This is a genomic window from Pinirhizobacter soli (assembly GCF_015905305.1).
GTDB classification, from domain to species: domain Bacteria; phylum Pseudomonadota; class Gammaproteobacteria; order Xanthomonadales; family Rhodanobacteraceae; genus Pinirhizobacter; species Pinirhizobacter soli.
On record NZ_JADZLQ010000003.1, the window covers coordinates 81,169 to 97,680 of the forward strand.

19 protein-coding genes are annotated in these 16,512 nt (G+C 60.8%); 3 read left to right on the forward strand and 16 right to left on the reverse strand.

Translation table 11 applies throughout. The features are described 5' to 3' along the window. Positions 1-71: 71 nt before the first annotated feature. The 7 genes from NDK18_RS13805 to NDK18_RS13835 form a co-directional block, all read right to left on the reverse strand. Positions 72-1,418 (reverse strand): ComEC/Rec2 family competence protein, encoded by a 1,347-nt coding sequence (locus NDK18_RS13805; RefSeq protein WP_250628084.1) that lies wholly within the window; start codon positions 1,416-1,418, stop codon positions 72-74. Between the two features lie 60 nt (positions 1,419-1,478). Next, positions 1,479-2,723: an alpha/beta hydrolase-fold protein gene (locus NDK18_RS13810; RefSeq protein ID WP_250628085.1), complete on the reverse strand. Its 1,245-nt coding sequence runs from the start codon at positions 2,721-2,723 to the stop codon at positions 1,479-1,481. Positions 2,724-2,812: 89 nt separating this feature from the next. After that, positions 2,813-3,496 carry a toll/interleukin-1 receptor domain-containing protein gene (locus NDK18_RS13815; protein WP_250625983.1) on the reverse strand — a complete coding sequence of 228 codons (684 nt, stop codon included), beginning with the start codon at positions 3,494-3,496 and terminating at the stop codon, positions 2,813-2,815. Between the two features lie 3 nt (positions 3,497-3,499). Then, the gene (locus NDK18_RS13820) at positions 3,500-4,363 is read right to left on the reverse strand and encodes a c-type heme family protein (RefSeq protein ID WP_250628086.1); all 864 of its coding nucleotides are present in this window, start codon (positions 4,361-4,363) and stop codon (positions 3,500-3,502) included. A gap of 258 nt (positions 4,364-4,621) precedes the next feature. Next, positions 4,622-5,044, reverse strand: a complete 423-nt coding sequence (locus tag NDK18_RS13825) for a hypothetical protein (RefSeq protein ID WP_250628087.1) — start codon at positions 5,042-5,044, stop codon at positions 4,622-4,624. Then, entirely contained in the window at positions 5,041-5,340 is a 300-nt protein-coding gene (locus NDK18_RS13830) for an autorepressor SdpR family transcription factor (RefSeq protein ID WP_250628088.1), read from the reverse strand. Before NDK18_RS13830 ends, NDK18_RS13825 begins: the two co-directional genes overlap by 4 nt. 93 nt (positions 5,341-5,433) lie before the next feature. Further along, positions 5,434-6,273 (reverse strand): helix-turn-helix transcriptional regulator, encoded by an 840-nt coding sequence (locus NDK18_RS13835; RefSeq protein WP_250628089.1) that lies wholly within the window; start codon positions 6,271-6,273, stop codon positions 5,434-5,436. Between the two features lie 98 nt (positions 6,274-6,371). Here NDK18_RS13835 and NDK18_RS13840 point away from each other — a divergent pair, with 98 nt between their 5' ends. Further along, entirely contained in the window at positions 6,372-7,265 is an 894-nt protein-coding gene (locus NDK18_RS13840) for an SDR family oxidoreductase (protein ID WP_250628090.1), read from the forward strand. 49 nt (positions 7,266-7,314) lie between these two features. Here NDK18_RS13840 and NDK18_RS13845 read toward each other — a convergent pair whose 3' ends face one another. The 7 genes from NDK18_RS13845 to NDK18_RS13875 all read right to left on the reverse strand — a co-directional run bounded on the left by NDK18_RS13845 (position 7,315) and on the right by NDK18_RS13875 (position 12,277). Then, positions 7,315-7,638, reverse strand: coding sequence for a DUF5056 domain-containing protein (locus NDK18_RS13845; protein ID WP_250628091.1), 324 nt, complete (start codon positions 7,636-7,638; stop codon positions 7,315-7,317). Further along, positions 7,635-8,207 (reverse strand): RNA polymerase sigma factor, encoded by a 573-nt coding sequence (locus NDK18_RS13850; RefSeq protein WP_250628092.1) that lies wholly within the window; start codon positions 8,205-8,207, stop codon positions 7,635-7,637. The genes NDK18_RS13845 and NDK18_RS13850 overlap by 4 nt, the downstream gene beginning before the upstream one ends. Then, on the reverse strand, positions 8,200-8,568 hold the full coding sequence (locus tag NDK18_RS13855) for a DUF6249 domain-containing protein (RefSeq protein WP_250626001.1): 369 nt from the start codon (positions 8,566-8,568) through the stop codon (positions 8,200-8,202). The genes NDK18_RS13850 and NDK18_RS13855 overlap by 8 nt, the downstream gene beginning before the upstream one ends. A gap of 46 nt (positions 8,569-8,614) precedes the next feature. Beyond that, the gene (locus NDK18_RS13860; RefSeq protein WP_250628093.1) at positions 8,615-10,036 is read right to left on the reverse strand and encodes a serine hydrolase domain-containing protein; all 1,422 of its coding nucleotides are present in this window, start codon (positions 10,034-10,036) and stop codon (positions 8,615-8,617) included. A 211-nt stretch (positions 10,037-10,247) separates the two neighbouring features. Then, complete coding sequence (locus NDK18_RS13865) at positions 10,248-10,850, reverse strand: LysE family translocator (protein WP_250628094.1); 603 nt, start codon at positions 10,848-10,850, stop codon at positions 10,248-10,250. Between the two features lie 78 nt (positions 10,851-10,928). Then, positions 10,929-11,765 (reverse strand): AraC family transcriptional regulator, encoded by an 837-nt coding sequence (locus NDK18_RS13870; protein WP_345777082.1) that lies wholly within the window; start codon positions 11,763-11,765, stop codon positions 10,929-10,931. Next, entirely contained in the window at positions 11,762-12,277 is a 516-nt protein-coding gene (locus NDK18_RS13875) for a VOC family protein (RefSeq protein ID WP_250628096.1), read from the reverse strand. Before NDK18_RS13875 ends, NDK18_RS13870 begins: the two co-directional genes overlap by 4 nt. A 74-nt stretch (positions 12,278-12,351) precedes the next feature. Between NDK18_RS13875 and NDK18_RS13880 the strand changes: the two genes are divergently transcribed. Next, on the forward strand, positions 12,352-13,914 hold the full coding sequence (locus tag NDK18_RS13880) for a glycoside hydrolase family 30 protein (protein WP_250628097.1): 1,563 nt from the start codon (positions 12,352-12,354) through the stop codon (positions 13,912-13,914). Here NDK18_RS13880 and NDK18_RS13885 read toward each other — a convergent pair. After that, a complete protein-coding gene (locus NDK18_RS13885; RefSeq protein WP_250628098.1) occupies positions 13,911-14,960 on the reverse strand; it encodes an SDR family oxidoreductase in 1,050 nt (349 codons plus the stop codon). The two genes, NDK18_RS13880 and NDK18_RS13885, sit on opposite strands and share 4 nt — an antisense overlap. A gap of 109 nt (positions 14,961-15,069) precedes the next feature. On the opposite strand from NDK18_RS13885, the gene NDK18_RS13890 reads away from it, so the two are divergent. After that, positions 15,070-15,969, forward strand: coding sequence for a LysR family transcriptional regulator (locus tag NDK18_RS13890; RefSeq protein WP_250628099.1), 900 nt, complete (start codon positions 15,070-15,072; stop codon positions 15,967-15,969). On the opposite strand, the gene NDK18_RS13895 is transcribed toward NDK18_RS13890, so the two are convergent. Further along, a complete protein-coding gene (locus NDK18_RS13895) occupies positions 15,958-16,398 on the reverse strand; it encodes a hypothetical protein (protein WP_250626009.1) in 441 nt (146 codons plus the stop codon). The genes NDK18_RS13890 and NDK18_RS13895 overlap by 12 nt on opposite strands. Between the last annotated feature and the right edge of the window lie 114 nt (positions 16,399-16,512).

Sequence of the window (16,512 nt, forward strand, 5' to 3'; positions counted from 1 at the left end):
AGCCACGAGATATCGCGCGCCTCCTGCCCGCGAAATTGTTCCACTTGTAACGATCCGTTGAATGGGATCCCTCAATGGGCCTGATAAGGCCCGAAGTGCTTGATCACTTCCCGTGTCTGGTCAGCATCGTCAAGGATGAAGACTTCATAGGTGGCCCCGCCTGGTGCTACGCGAATGACGACGTGACCGCCGTAGCTCTTGTAGATCTTGTCCATGATGGGCCCGATGGCGATCCGTGTTTCCGGGCTCATTCCGGTCGCAAACACATCGCGCGGTCCGGGGTAGAACTCTCCGGACGCCATTCTCACCACGACCTCTTCCCCAGGCTGCGCCGAAAGCCAGTTCTGCTGGATGATCACCCGTGGGCGCAGCGCCCGCAGGATGGCGCCGTTGGTGGAATCACGATTGCCGTGGTGGTCCAGGGTCATGGCGTCGACCGGCCCGACGACAGCGGCAACCGGAGTCTCTATATCGCGCCAATACGGTTGCGTGTAATCGGGAACACCAGGAATGTCGCCACCGGAGTAATAGGAAAATTTCCCGTAATTTATCCGGATGACATTGCTCAGCGGGTTCTCGTCGAAGTGACAGTCCTTGATGGCGTCAAGCGGGACGTACTGCTGTGTATCGGTGCCGCGCCCGGTCCAGATCACGCCGCTCGACGCGATATTCCTGATGTGGAAGTCAGGGAATTTTTGCGGTTTCTGCAACCGGATCTGATCCAGCTGTCCCGGCATAAGCCCGACTACCGGCTCTCCATGCTGTTTGCGGAACGCCACCATGTCCAGGTAGTTGGCAAGCGACAGGTTGTCGTTGCCATGACCCTCCGTGCAGGCTCGAAGGTCGACGGGAACCGTGTAGTTCGGCGCCGCCCGGTCGACGAGGGTCTTGATCGGGACAAGGTCGCCCACTTCGGTAATGCCCGCCAACCGATAGGCACCTGTGGCCGACATGGGGCTGTCGGGTCGCACCGTCCCGATATGATCGGTGTGGAAGTGCGTAATGAGCGCATAGTCGAGCGCAACCGGCCTGCCGGGCGGCGCAAACTGGCGGATGTAGTTCGCGATCCAATACCCGGCGGAGTGCGCGGCGTCCGGCAGGGCTGGAAATGCCTTCAGCGGAGCCACGGACTTGACGAATTCCGGGTCCGCCTCCCCCGCGTCAATGAGCATGGTGGTGCCATCGGGCATCACGACATAGGCGGCATTTCCACGTCCGGTGCTGATGTGATGGATGTAAAGGTAGCCATCAGTCCACGGCGGTAGCGCCTGCTGCCGAGCTTCGGCGGCCGGCGGGCTCTCCGGCGTACCTTGGGCCGGGGAGCCATTGGCCCAGGCCGTCCCCGTGGCAAAAGCGGCCAGTGCAACGCCTGCGAGCAGGCGACAGGTTCTGCTAAAGGACATTTGCGAAAGCGGCACGATTCGTTTCTCCCCTAGGCTCGCCCGATAGCTTAACAAGGCTCCGCATAAGGGGTCAGGTCACTTACCTTTAAGTTCGTCCAGCTTTTGACGGGTTTCTTTCGTGGCACCGAGGGTTAGTGACTTGGAAAAGGCTTCCATCGCCTTCGGCTTGTCGCCCGCCGCCGAGTAGTAGTCACCCAGGCTATCGAAGGCGTTCGCGCTATGGGGATGCTCATTTGTGTTTCTTTCAAACAGGGCAAGCGCCTGCTTCATCTGGTGCCGTTCCATGCACGCATAGCCCAGCTGGTTCACCATGCTTTCGGAGGGCAACACCGTGTAGCCCATTCGCTGGGAGACCTGCTTATAGTGGGCTTCAAGCAGAGCGTAGCGATCCCAATCAGGATGCTCATCGAACAAGCGAACGTTGAATTCAAAATCGCGAAATATATACCTTAGGGCATCATATTCGGCGTTCAGTTCAACCGTTCCATGGCGCTCATTCTCATAGAATTTCGTGGACCAGTCCAAGCCTTTCAACTTGTTTTCCCGCAGGAAACTTACAAACGGGAGTACTGCTTGTGTAACGGGCGCCAGGCCGGTCTTGTCTTTCAAAATGGACTTGACGTCATACCCAGCCGGAATGTTGTTGGCAGCCGCTACAAACAGCCTCCTGTTTGCGAAGTCCTTTTTAAGGAATGTCTTTTCGGCCGCCTTGACCCAATCCTGGTCATCCCACCAAAGGCTTGGATCGATGGCGATATAGGCGTTGAACAATGCCGTGTGATTAAAAAAAGCATTGATTACGGCTAGCCCACCCAGGGAATGGCCGCTAAGTATGCGGTAGGGTGCCGAGGGATAGTGTCCGTCAACGTAAGGGATCAGATCCTTTTCGAGAAAGGACATGAAGTTCCCGCCGCCGCCGGACCTTGCAGATTCGCTTGCGCTAAGGATCTTGCCGATGTGTCCCTTGTCGGGCGTCAAGTCTCGTTGCCGGGCGGTGTTTTCGATACCAACAACAATCAGTTGTGGAAACACCCCGCTTAGCTGCTCGGTAATGGCCACCGCCGAGCCAAAATGGTCCTCGCCATCGAGCACGTACAGCACGGGATAACGTTGACCTGGCTCTCCTTGAGGGACATGAACCAGGATGGTCCTGTCTTCACCCAAAACAGAAGAATGAATGACCTCGGTCGTTCCTATGACGATCCGGTTGTCCTTTTGCGCGTAGCTGGGTGTGCTGGCTAAAAAGCACAGCACCAAGAAGGTGATCGTTCTCGCGCAAGAGAAAACGAATTCGGTCCTTCTCGCTTGGCCATTCTGCATAAGATCACCCCATCCAACGTGTTTTGGTCTAAACCGGTTTCCGGTCAAGATCATTGGATGCGGAAACTTCGCAGAACGTTTAAAGGATCTTATTTACCCTTGCCGATCCGCCAGCAGGCTTCAAGGAAGATCCGTCGCTCCGGCTCACCGTCGATCTCCGGTGCCAGGCGCTGCGCAAGGGCATCCAGGTTGCCCCCGCCCTGCAAGGCCCGGCGTACCAGGTGTCCGGCCACGGGCCCGATTCGCTTTGCGAGTTCAACCTCTAGCAGGCGCAAATGCGCCGCATCAACCTTGCCGGCTGGATGCGTAGTATCTACTGGCGCCCCGCCCCGCAATGGCCGGTGCTCGGCGGCGATGTCGTGGGCGGCATGGCCGCCGAGGGCAGCATCCAGGTAGTCGCACAGGCGATCGATATGTGGTTCGAGTGGCGGCGGGAACGCATCCATCCAGTGTTGCGTGCTGAGGAAGTACTCCAGGCTCTTTGACGGCAGCACATTCTCGATCCGAAAGGGAAGGATCGGCAGTTGCTTGTGCACGGCCCGCTCCACCTCTCGTCGCACTTGGCCAGAGTCGTTACTGCCGCCGGAGAACACCAAGACCATGAGCCGCGCGTTGGAAATCGCATCGATGATCTCGGCGGCCCAGTCGGCTGCCGGAGATACATCGCGCGGTGCGATCCATACGCTTATGCCGTGCGCCTCCAGGCGCTGTACGAGCGCGAACGCAGCTTCCCGGTCCGGCTGCGAATAGCTGACGAAGAGGTCGTGTGCCATGGCTTAGCCGCCCAGCATCCGCAGCGCCTTGTCCAGGCTCTTGCGCATGCGGTTAAAGGCGGCCGACAGCGCTGCCATCTCGGACCCTCCCCCACTTGGGAATTCCCCGGCCGAGGTATCGCCAAGGCTAGCCCGGCCGGCTATCCGCACGATCCGACGTACCGGGCGGATAACCAGCACGTAGAGCGAGGCATTGACTACCAGCAGCACGCAAACCAGCATCGCGGCAATGGCGGCCAGCATGTCGCGCCGGACGCGTCCGGCGCTTGATTCGGCACTGGCGAACGGCACCGAGACGATTTGCGCGCCGACGATCTCGTTAGGCTGCCAGCCGAATCCATTGTCGCTGCCATAGCGCGCAATCATCGTTGCAGGTGCCGCCGATGGCAGGCTGTGACAACCCAGGCATCCGCGATCGACGCGAATCGGGCGAGCCAGGTAAAGGCTTTTGCCCATGGGGGTGTCGCGTGTTCCGCTCACTTCGCGGGTGGTGCTGTCGTTGCGAAAGCGTTGCACGATGTCCGCCTCCCAATCCGCTGCGCGGTCGCGTGGATTGGTCGGGTTGAGCGTGGCTTCCTTATAGGAGTAGTCGGGGTGCTCTTTGTGCAACGTCAGGAAGTTCTGCGTCGCAGCGTAGAACGGCACGCTCTGCGGCCGGAACGCGCTGACCATCTTGTCGTCGAGCAAAGGCCCGATTTCGGTCTCGGTATAGAAACGGATCGCCGCAGCGCTGTCCATCATCAACCCGGCCTGGGCAAGCACTTCGCGCGTCGCGTTTTCCTGCAGCGTTGAAGTCACGACCAGAGAGATCGCGACCATGCCGAGCGCGAATGCGACAAGCAGTATCAGGTTGATCCGCAGCAGCATGCCCGGCCCCCTTGCCTGGGCATAGGTCGACCGACCCGGCCCCGACTTTGTGGCTATTGGAACCTCGGTGGCGTCTTGGAAGCCCGCCACTCATGCCTGCCAGCTTGGAAATCATGACACAAAGCGTAGGGCGGTGGATCTGCCGGGCTATCGCATGATTCTCCCTTCAAACCAGGATCTTTCGCACCGCGACCGGGGCCAAGCTCGCCGCTGCCTGGAAATAAAATGGCCATTTCAGGATGCCTCAATGAGCGTCCGTTACCGGCCAGAAGCGGACCTTGTCGCCTTCCATACCAAGTAGCCAAACATCACCGCGACGCCGGTGCCGACAGCGGCCACCGAGCCAATTTGGGCGATCCCCCGCGGCGCGAACGCCCATAGCGCGGCCCACACCAGGAATGCCAATGTCAGGGCCCAACTGGTGACGCGCCGCACCGCCTGCGCCAACGTCGCATGGTGGAGGGTGCGGGGCGGAGGTCCATACATCTTCGGGATGGCATTGGCGTAGGCCGCGAGGGCGAGACCCATGACGACGCTGTTCCATCGCAAGACTTGCTCAGCGTCGATCCATCCTTGCTTGCGGGCCAGGGTAAACAGCAGGGCGGCTCCGATCATCACGGCGCCGAGTTTGAGGCCGAAGAGGATGTCTTGCCTGATTCGAGGGTTGGGGTTCTCGTTCATTCGTCGGCTCCTTCACGGGTTTCTTTTCGCTCTCCGGCGCCGATGCCGAACAGCTGGGTGAAGCCCAGCAGTGCGTCCTCCAGCACCGACAACTTCAACTGATAAATGACGCTTGTGCCGATCTTGTTGGCCTCGATCAGGTCGGCCTCGCGCAGTACGGCGAAGTGCGCCGACATGGTCGGCCGCGACACCGGGAAGTGGTCCGATAACTCTCCGGCGCTCATCGGATGCTGGCGGAGCAACTCCAGCACTTTGCGGCGGGTGGGGTCGGCCAGGGCCTTGAAGACGGTGTTCATGGTCGATATTTAGCTAAATATCTAAATTAGAGTCAAGTAAAATTTCGATAGTGAGCTAAGTCGTTGTCACTAGGGAATTTATTGGGGACGAACTCAACTTCGCGACGACGGGCGAGACCCAACGTACTCCCGAATCCGCTCTGCATCCCCACTCGTTACCGGGTGATACACGATCATCCCCAGATCCGGCCGCCCATCCACGGAAAACGCGGAAAACTCCATATCCAGTACGCCCAACTCTGAATGGTGTAACCGCTTCGTCCCCTCGCCATACGCGTGCACGTCATTGGCGAGCCACATCTCCTTGAACTCAGGGCTCAGGGCAGACATCTCCTCCACGAACTGGCCGATCTCTGCGACGGCGCCCGCGCGCGCGGCATCCGCACGAAACGCACCCACCACGAAGCGCGCCATGGCATGCCAGTCCTGCTGCGCGGCGCGTATCCGGGCATTGGAAAAGATCAGTCGCAGGATATTCCGCTCAGCGGGAGGCAGCTTGCCGTAGTCGGTGAGCAGCGCTGCCGCGGCGCGATTCCAGGCCACGACATCCCATAAGGCGTTCTTGATGATCGCCGGACCGACTTCGAATGCATCGAGCACGCGCTGAAGACGCGGCGAGACGCCTTCGGTGGGTTTGAAATGCACCTCCGGCGGATGGCCCAGCCCGATCATGAAGAGGTGTTCGCGTTCCGGCTCCGTCAGCATCAGCCCTTCGGCGATGCGGTTGAGCACATCCGCCGACGGCGCGCCGCCGCGCCCTTGCTCCAGCCAGGTGTACCAGGTGGGGCTGATGTTGGCGCGCTGGGCGACTTCCTCCCGGCGCAGTCCCGGCGTTCGCCGGCGGCCGCCGGTGAATCCGAAGGCTGCGGGATCGAGTCGGGTGCGTCGATCGCGGAGATAGGCTCCGAGCATGTTTCCGGCGGGGATGGACATGGCGATCCTGTTGGTTTCTATACCACGATAACGTCACTACTTTACCAGTATGAAGTCAGCGCTATGGTGGCTTCAACCACCATCAGCGGAATCTCCCCATGCGCATTTTCCTTACCGGCGCGACCGGCTTCATCGGCTCGAAGATCATTCCGGAGCTGCTTGCGGCTGGGCACACCGTGCTTGGCGTGACGCGATCGGACGACGGCGCGAGGGCGCTCGAAGCCGCCGGCGTCGACGTACATCGTGGCTCACTGGAGGAACCGAACACCCTTCGCGACGGCGCCGCCAAGGCCGATGCCGTGATCCACACCGCCTTCGACCACAACTTCGCGAACTTCGCGGCCAACTGCGAGAAGGATCGCCAGGCGATCAAGGCCATCGGTTCGGCATTGCGTGGTTCCAACCGCCCGCTGCTGATCACCTCGGGTACGGGCATGGGCTCCGTGCCGGGCAAGCCCGCCACCGAAGACGTGTTCAATACCGAACATCCCAATCCACGGAAAGCGTCGGAGCTTGAAGGCGCCGAGCAGCTGGATGCCGGCGTCGCCGTGTCGGTCGTGCGGCTCCCGCAGGTGCACGACACCTTCCGCCAGGGGTTGATCAGTCCATTGATCGCGGTGGCCCGCGAGAAAGGCGTGTCCGCCTACTTCGGCGACGGCCAGAACCGCTGGCCAGCTGCGCATGTACTGGATGTTGCCCGGCTCTACCGACTTGCCATCGAATACTGCAAACCGGGCACGCGCTATCACGCCGTCGCCGAGCAAGGCGTCCCTGCCCGTGATATCGCTGAGGTACTCGGCAAGGGCATGGGCCTACCGGTGAAGTCGATCGCAGCGAGCGAGGCCGCTGAACACTTCGGGTGGCTTGGCGCGTTTGTCGGCCTGGATATGCTGGCTTCGAGTGACTGGACGCAGAAGGCGCTGGGCTGGCATCCGACGGGGCCAACGTTGCTGGAGGATCTCTCGCGGATGAACTATTCGGTGCAGCATTGAGCGGCCAGCGTTCGCTCGTGGTCAGAGAGAAATTCCGCTTTTAACGCTTTCACCGCTTCCCACTCTCGGCCAAGCTCCATCCTAAAGCCAGCAGTGCCAGGACGGCCATGGCCAGCCACGTGCCGATGGCAGGCACCGATAGCTGGCCGGCGAGCGAGTCCCTCCAGCCCATCTGCAGCATCGGCACGTTCGTCAGGCTCAACCAGCAAGCCATCGCTCCTGCGAGCCCACCCAAGCGCAAAGGCCAGGCGGCGCGGCGGCGGCGTGGCGGCAGTTGCCGCACTACCCGATCGCTGAAGCCGTTGTCCGCCACGGGGCCTTCGAATTGCCTGCGCAGAAGTGCATCGATCTCTTCGTCATGCGGTTCGTTCATGAGAATTTCTCCGTGCTGGCGACGTCGCGCCATGCTGCCAACCATGTCTTCAATTTTGCCTTGCCACGCGTCGCATGGGTCTTCACCGTACCAAGAGGCATCCCCAGTACATAGGCGGCCTCGTCATGGCTCAGGCCCAGTTGCGAACAATGAAGCAGTACCACTTGCTCGGCTGCGGACAAGCGCTGCATGGCGCGCTCGAGGTCCAGTTGCAGGTCGATCGCACGGGACGGCGCCTGTAGTTGCTCCATCGTCTCGTCGTCGATGCCTTCGTGCCGCGCGGGACCTCGGCGTGCCTGGAGGAAGCAGGTATAGGCAATGCGGTAGAGCCAGCTGGAAAAGCGCGCTTCACCGCGAAACTGATTCAGCTTTCGCCAGGCCAGCATGAATGTCTCCTGCGCCAGGTCGTCCGCCGCAGCCTCGTCGCCGTGCAGCAGCCGACGCAATTGCGCGCGGATCATGCCTTGGTGGCGACGCACAAGTTGCTCAAATGCACCTTGATCGCCGCCCAACCGTATGCGTGTGACCAGCGCCTGGTCGATACGCGCCTCTTCGGCGCTATCAGCCACGCACGTCCCCTCGCCCATTCAACCACCAGCTGGCGAGGTAACCCAGGCCGGTCATCAGCGGCAGCAGGCCAATGCCCCACAAGTGACTGATGCCCAGGCCATTGTCGAGTTGACCCGGCAAAGTCAGGAACATCGCCATCAGCCCCAGGCCGCCGCCGATCAGCACCAACCCCCGTCTGCGCTCATCGCCAGCCCCTTGCGATTCCAGCAAAAGCTGCGCCGGCAGCTCAACGCCCTTGTCGGCCAGCTGCAGCAGCGTACGGTAACGTTCCTGCGCCTGCCGGTAGCGATAGCGCAGAACGATAAACACGATGAGCACGGGCGCCAGCATCACGATGAGGGGTATGAAAAGATATTCCATGGTCTTGCTCCAGATGAAAGGTGGTAAGGCGGCGCGTTTTTGGAACTTAGCGTTTCGCGCCCTCGGCGGCCAGCAGGTCGGCAATGTGTTCGGCAAGCATCCAGTTGTCCGATGGCCCTTGGTTACTGGTCAAGGCCACGGCCGCACCGGTTTCCCAGACCATCTGCAGGTTCGCGGTGGTCCCCTCGATTCCGCCGGAGTGGCCGCGGATGTGGCGATCATGCGAGAGCCGGTCGCCGAATCCAGCCGCATAGCCGCCGGGGCCAGCGGGCGTTTCATCGTCGAACATCTTCACCAGGGTGGCGGACCCCACCAGCTTGCCTTCACGCAGCGCCGTGGCAAACCGCAGCAGGTCGGTATTGTTCGAGTAGCCGCCACCCGCCGGGCCGCCCTTGTAGCCAAGCTTCAACCAGTCGGCCTTCCACGTGCTGGAGAACAGACCGTCGTGGTAGTAGCCAACGGCCAACGCGGGAACGATCTCGTCCAGCCCATCGAAACCGCTGGAGTCCATATGCGCAGGTGCAAAGACATGGCGCTGGATGTAGTTGAAGTAGCTTTCGCCGGAAACGTTCTCGATGATGCGACCCAGCAGCATGTAGCCGGCGTTGCTGTAGATCCATTGCTTGCCGGGCTGGCTCACCAGTGGCTGGCGCGCAATAAGGCTCAGGTAGTCCACGGGGTTGATGAAGCGCTCGCTGTGCTCTAGATATTCCGGCACCAGGAAGTCACCCATGCCTGCGGTATGGCGCAGCAGTTCCCAGACGGTGATCTTTTTCGCGGCCTCCTGGTCGGGATACTCCGGAACGCGCTTGGCCAGCGTGTCATCCCATGAAAGCTTGCCCGCCTCGACCAATTGGGCAATGGCGACGCCGGTGAACATCTTGTCCATGGATCCGATATGGAACCGGGTCTGGCCATCCGCTGGCACGTTGAAGCGGCGTTCGGCCAAGCCGCGGCATTCGTTGAACACGGAGTCACCGCCGTCGCGCACTGTCACGCAGCCGGAGAAGTCCTTCGTTTTCACCAGCCGATCAAGGGCTGCGTGAATCACCTGCCCCATCTCAACGTGCGTTACCGCCGACTTGGGCCAACCTTCATAAAGCCCTGGGTCGTCCATGGGAAACAAGGCGGCTTGCGCGAGTTGATCGGGTTGCGCGGAATCGGCGACCAGGGGGAATAAGGCCCGCTGCCCACCGCGCCGCGTTTGCACGGCTACTTCCAGCAAGCCCGGCTGATGCGGGTCCGTGCGCACATCGAACACCTCCAGGCCACCGCCGTCACGTGCTGCCGAGGCCAGGTCAGCAACAAACGCCGCCTGGTCGTCGTGAGGCATGGATGCCGACAGAATCGTGGGCGCCCATTGCTGGATCCGCTCAGGGGTGTCGGTATTGGCGTGATGGATCAACTCACCGGCGAGCCGGCCAACCGGGGTGTCCGGCAGTTGAACGTGCTTGAGCTCAGCAGCCATGGACGACGTCGCGGTGCAAAGGAGCGCAACGCAGACCCACAGGGGAGCGGGCCGGAGCACGCAATTGGCAATCCTGGCGGGGGGAAAGCGGTCGATCATGGGGCTCTCTGGGGCACCGGCCAACATGGCGGTATCTATCCCTTAGATGCACCGACCCCTCTCATTGGATTCAAGCCCGCTGCGCCTGAACGACTGAGGCCGCGAAGCCGCCCTAGAGGATCAACTTCAAGCTCAAGCCGACGAACCCCAAGGCAAAGGCCCGGCGCAGCCATGTTGTAACTTGCGAACGGCCAAGCACGTACGCACGCATCGACGAGGCGAATACGCCATACAACGCGAAGACAAGCAACGTCATCAACATGAAGATGGCGCTGAGCTCGAGCAAACGAACGAACATGTGGCTGTCGTTCTTCGCGATGAACTGTGGGAGAAACGCCAAAAAGAAAATCGGCAGTTTTGGATTGAGAAGGTTTAGCGCAATGGCTGACATGACGATCTTATAGGATGACTTGGCAGCAACCTGCTGGTCGGGCTCAAACGTACTGCGATCTCGCCATGTGTTCCAAGCCATATACAGTAGATAGGCTGCACCGCAGTATTTAAGTAGTTGGAAGGCAAACGCGTTGGCCTGGAATGCCAACGCGGCGCCCAGAATGGCTATCGCCAGGTGAGGCACGATGCCAAGCGTGCACCCGGCGGCCGCAACCATGCTCGCGCGGGCTCCACGGGATAACCCCATTGAAACGGTATAGAGCACGCCCGTTCCGGGAGATGCCACCACCAGGAGCGAGGTGAGGAGGAATCCGATACTCATCGGTCAATGCCTTCCTTTGGGAAGGCTAGACCATCGCAATTTGGCCTTCAGGCCGTCTTGAAGAATATTGCGGACAGGCTAACGCGCTGCCAGGTATCGTCCCGGCGCCACGCCAAACTGACGAAGGAAGGCACGGGTAAGATGACTTTGATCGGCAAAGCCCATCAGCTGCGCTGTTTCGGCGATGGGGCGGCCCTGCAGGAGATGCCGGCGCGCAAGTCGCACGCGATACTGCATGCGGTAAGCGTGCGGCGTCGTACCCACATCCCGGATGAAACCGCGAATCAGCTGAAAGCGGCTCATGTCACTTGCCGCCGCCAGCGCCGACAAAGGCTGATTGATATCGGGCTCCGCCTCTATCCACTCGATGGCACGTGCTACCGGCGGCGACTTATCTGTCTTGCTTGAACCGCTGAGTCGATGCTGCTGCAGAATGTGCAGCATGCAAGTAAGCAGACTTTCTTCAGCCTCATGAGGCTCGCTGAACTGGATGGCGTGGAGCAGTGCCGTGACTTTGCCTGCCAAGGCCTGATCGTTCGCGACGGGGTTGAATACTACGTCGGTCCCGCGTTCATCATCGGCAAGTTCGTGGCTGAGCAGGTCCGGATCAAAATAGACGATGTGCCAGGCTCGTGGCCCCTGGATTGGCGAGCCATCATGCATTTCACCAGGATTGACCATGATGACGTCACCCTTGCCGGCCTCCACCGCTCCCACAACGCTCCAGGATTTCTGAGCACCCTCACTCATCACGCCAATCCCGTAGTGGTCATGCGCGTGGCGTGGAAAGACATGCTCGCTTCGGAGCGATATCGCCTCAACCCCAGTTAGAGAGGCCCGATGAACCGTGACGACATGTGTCTTCGTGTTCAAGGCCGGCTCGGTTTGATGTACACGTACCGCCTCCCGTCTCAATTTTTCGATGCCTTTCCTTCATCTTCGACTTGACCGAAGTACAACGTATGTCCTTGATTATCCTTTATGACGAACTCCCTGGTTCCCCATGGGGTTTCGTGCACGTCCTTGACGAAGTTCACTCCTTTGCTTTTCAACATCGCCGCAAAGACTGAGACGTCATCGATTTGCAGATAGAGGTGAAAGTGTTCGTTGTCGTCCACGAATGGTATGGAAGGGTCCATCTCGTCGACGAGTTTTAGATGGAACATCTGATTTCCGGCGCAAATACCTGCATAGAAATCCTGGTAGCGGAATCCCAGGGTCAGCCCGAGTTTTGTGGTGTAGAAATCAATCGACGCCGAGATATCCGTTGTACGTAGCTGAGCAATCACATTCGATATCTGCATATCCAGCCCCCACCGCGACAACTCGCAGACCCGGTTCAGGGTAACCCGACAGCACTCCGGCCGGAACCGCTTGCCTGGGCCCAGCCCAATGCCATCATTTCCGATGGAAGGGTCGCTATGCAAGAATGGTGTCGGGCCTACTCTTGGGAACATGATCCCGGTGCAATGCAACATCAGCGAAGGGCTTTGCGCGCGCCATGGATGAGCGCAGACCGGGGTCCTGGTGGGCCGCCGCTCCCCTCGTCGCCTTGCTCGTCCTGGTCAGCGTGGCTGCTCTTTATGCGTTGCGTATTGAGCGCACCACTCCGGGGCTCAAAGCCGCCCCCGCGAAGGCGCCGACCATGCCCAACGTCGAGCTGTGGCTGAGTACGGCCGATCGCAAGCTGAAACTGCTGCAGCAGCCCGACATCGCCATGAGCGCTCGCGGCTCGACGCCGGCCGATGTGGTCATCGACGTCCAGAAGACGTATCAGACGATGGAGGGCTTCGGGGCGGCGATGACGGACTCGTCCGCGTGGCTGCTCCAGAACAAGCTCAATGCGCCACAGCGCGCTGAGTTGTTGCACGAGCTGTATGGGCCGCCGCCCAATCTCGACCTGAACATGATGCGGCTGACCATCGGTTCATCGGACTTTTCGCTGGATGTCTACACCATGGATGACCTGCCTTTTGGGCAGGTCGATCCGCAGCTTGAACACTTCAATATCGCGCCCAACAAGGCCTACCTGCTGCCGACGGTGCGCGAAGTCCTTTCCATCGATCCTGAAATACGCATCATCGCCTCGTCATGGACGGCGCCGGCGTGGATGAAGGACAGCGGAAACCTGCTTGGCGGGACCTTGCTAGAGCAATACGAAAGCGCATATGCGGATTATCTCGTCAAGTATCTCGACGCCGTCCGAAACTACGGCATCCCGATCTTCGCCCTGACCTTGCAGAACGAGCCCAACTTCGAGCCGATCACTTATCCGGGCATGCGGTTATCCGCTGACCAGCGGGCGCGCATCGTTGCCCAGTACCTGGGCCCGAAACTGGCCAAACGAAAGTCGGCCACACGTATCCTGGAGTGGGACCACAATTGGAACCATCCCGAGCAGCCGACCAGCGTGCTGTCCAACCCGGATGCTGCCCGCTATATCGATGGCGTGGCCTGGCACTGCTATGAAGGCAACCCTCGTGCGCAGGGCAACGTACATCGCCAGTTCCCCGACAAAGATGTCTATATCACCGAGTGCTCCGGCGGCGACTGGGCGTCGGGCATCAACGGCGAACTGATCTGGTTTTCCCGGGATCTCTTGATCGCCGGTATCAGGCAGTGGGCCCGCGCCGTCGTGTATTGGAACCTGGCGCTCGACGAGAATTACGGCCCGCATTTTGGCGGATGCGCCCTTTGCAGGGGACTGATCACGATCGACTCTAGCACCGGGGCGGTGAGCCGCAACGACGAGTACTACGCCATAGCGCACTTCAGCCGCTTCGTGTTGCCCGGCGCCGTCCGGGTGAACTCCACGGCCACCGACAAGGGCCTCGACAACGTGGCATTCCAGAATGTGTCCGACGGGTCGATCGTGCTGGTGATGGTGAACAGCAATGAGGACGTGCGTCGCGTTTCGGTGGCGGAGGGCAAGACCCGTTTCGAATACGCAATGCCCCCGCGGAGCGTGGCGACCTTCGTATGGAGCCCGGATCAAGCAGTCGCCATAGTGCGACGTGCCCTCTGGTGGCTGAAGAGAGTTGGTAGCGGAACCAACCTCAACTAAGGAATAACACCCGCCGCCCGCAGCTGATCGAACTGGGCGAACAACATGGCGGATGTCTGCACGTGCTCGACGAAGCCATGTCGCCTGGCCTTGCTGCCATCGGCGAACATGTCGTAATCCCACGACCAGACGAAGTCAGCAAACGGCCAGGACGAGACGTCTTTGTAGGGTATCGGCGCCAGCCCGTGACGTTGCTGCATCGCTTGCCACGCGGTTTCCTTGTCGGCCATCACCGTGGTCAACTGCAACGGCAAGGGCGGTGCTACGTCCATGTCGAAGTAACGAGCGATCAACGGCCACATCTCGCTCCAGCGGAAGACATCGCCGTTGTTGATGTTGTACGCCTGGTTCTCCGACCCCGGATCGGTGGCGGCCCAGATCGTGGCCCGCGCCAGCAAGCCGGCATCGGTCATCTCCACGATCTTGTCGTAGGCGCCAGGCTTGCCCGGGAACCGCAGCGGTAGCCCCGCTTCCTTCGACAGGCTCGCGTAGACCGCGATGGCCACCACCAGGTTCAGCGGATTGCCCAGGGCCGCGCCACCAACCACCGCTGGACGCATCGCGGACCACGACCACGGCTGCCCTTGCTGCCTGGCTTCCAGCAGACGCTGCTGGTCCACCATGAATTCCGGCGGCATGAAGTACGGATCGGTTTCGCGGGCGGGTGTCTTGAACGGACCCAGGTGCCCGCCATACACCTTGTAGCCCTGCATCAGGCTCACATGACGCAACGCGGGTCCGGTGATCGCGCCAAGCACGTTGTCCAGCATGGCTACGTTCGGCGGCACCAGTTCCGCCCAGGTGGGTCGGTCCTGATAGGCCGCATGGAAAAGATGCGTCACCTCAAGATGCGGGCCAAGCACGCGGGCAACCTCGGCGGTGTCGAGCAGATCCACGCCGAGCATCTGCACGCCAGGGATCGGCGCATTAGCGCGCCGGCCCAGGCCAATCACACGCCAGTCGTCGAGCGTGGCCAATTCCTCGACCAATCGCCGCCCAACCACGCCGTTCGCGCCCGCTACCAACGCCACCTTCTGTTCTGCCATCGCACCGCCCTCCTTATGGATGGACCTATGATGCGTATTCGTCATAAGCAGCAGAAGCCGGTAATTATCGATTACATTAATAAGTAATGCTTATGACCAAGGACCCGCCATGGACCGCCTTGCTGCCCTGCAAACCTTCGTGCGCGTCGTGGAGCTTGGATCACTCTCGGCAGCGGCCCGCGACCTGGGCTTGAGTCAACCTGCGGTGAGCCAGCAGATGGCCGCATTGGAAAAGCACCTCGGTAGCCGCCTGCTACATCGGACCACGCGACGGGTCACTGCAACGGCGGCCGGCGAGGATTACTACCGACAGGCGAAGAACATCCTGGCGCTGGTGGATGCGTCCGAGGCGGGGCTGAAGACAAACGTGGGCGGTGGGTTGAAAGGATCGCTCCGCGTGCAGGCACCTACCGGTCTTGGGCGGCATGTCGTGGCCGGCGTGGCGATCGACTTCCAGTTGCGGCATCCCGACGTACGCGTAGAGGTGCTTCTGGATGACCGGATTGCCGACCTCGTCGGGGAAGGCGTGGACGTTGCCATTCGGCTGGGGCTACTCGCCCCTTCGATGCTGGTGGCGAAACGCCTGGGCACCCTCGATCGCATGTTGGTCGCTTCCCCTATCTACGCGCAGAAGCATGGGCTGCCGGAAACCCCAGAGAGCCTTGCCACGCATCCGCACGTGCGCTTCAGCTGGCTGGCCAATGGCGACGACATCACGCTTCTGGGAAAGAGCGGGCCAGTCACCGTGCGAGTGCCGACCTGCTTTGCGGCCAACAATACCTTTGTGCTGATCCAGGCTATCGAGGCAGGCATAGGCATTGGCGGCGTGCAACGACCGCTGGTGCGCGAGGCGGTGGCGCGAGGTTCGTTGGTTCCCGTCATGCCCAACTTTCGCTACCCGCCGCTTGAGGTTCATGCCGTGTATCCGTCTGCGGCATACATTCCCGAGACAGCGCGGGCATTTGTTGCCTTGCTGGAAGATGCCACACAAATCGCACTAGAGCGGTAGTTCCGACTCGCGCGTGGTCGCCATCCGCGCCTCGAACACGTCAACCCATGCCGGCGCCTCGACACACGCTTCGCGCATGAGCGCGACTTCCGACTTCCAACGCCCGAATTCCTCGGGCGAGCGCTCTACCCGCAGAACGTGGTGGACCAGGTCGTTCCTGCGGACCCGAATTCTGCCCAGGCGGCGCAGCCAGCGACGGAACTCCACCAGGGTGGGATCGTGCCGGTCGTATAGAAGCAGCGACACTTCACGCAGGGTCGCCAGTTGATTGGTGAAGTTCAGCCGCCTTAGTACCGGCTGTGAGAATTCAACCGTATTACCGGGCAGGCAGGCGGCGATGCACGCTTCAAGGCAAGATTCCACGCGTGCGGACCACACCATGATTTCGCCGACAAGGGTGTGGAACTCTTTTTCGTCCGTGATTGGCATTGATGCTCCGGGGGGCGTGGCCACCTCCCAAGAGGGAGGTGGCGGCGTGCCGGGCTCGAAATACCGCGTAAACGAAACGGCTTGGGCAAAGCCCGCACCGACACGCCGCCATAA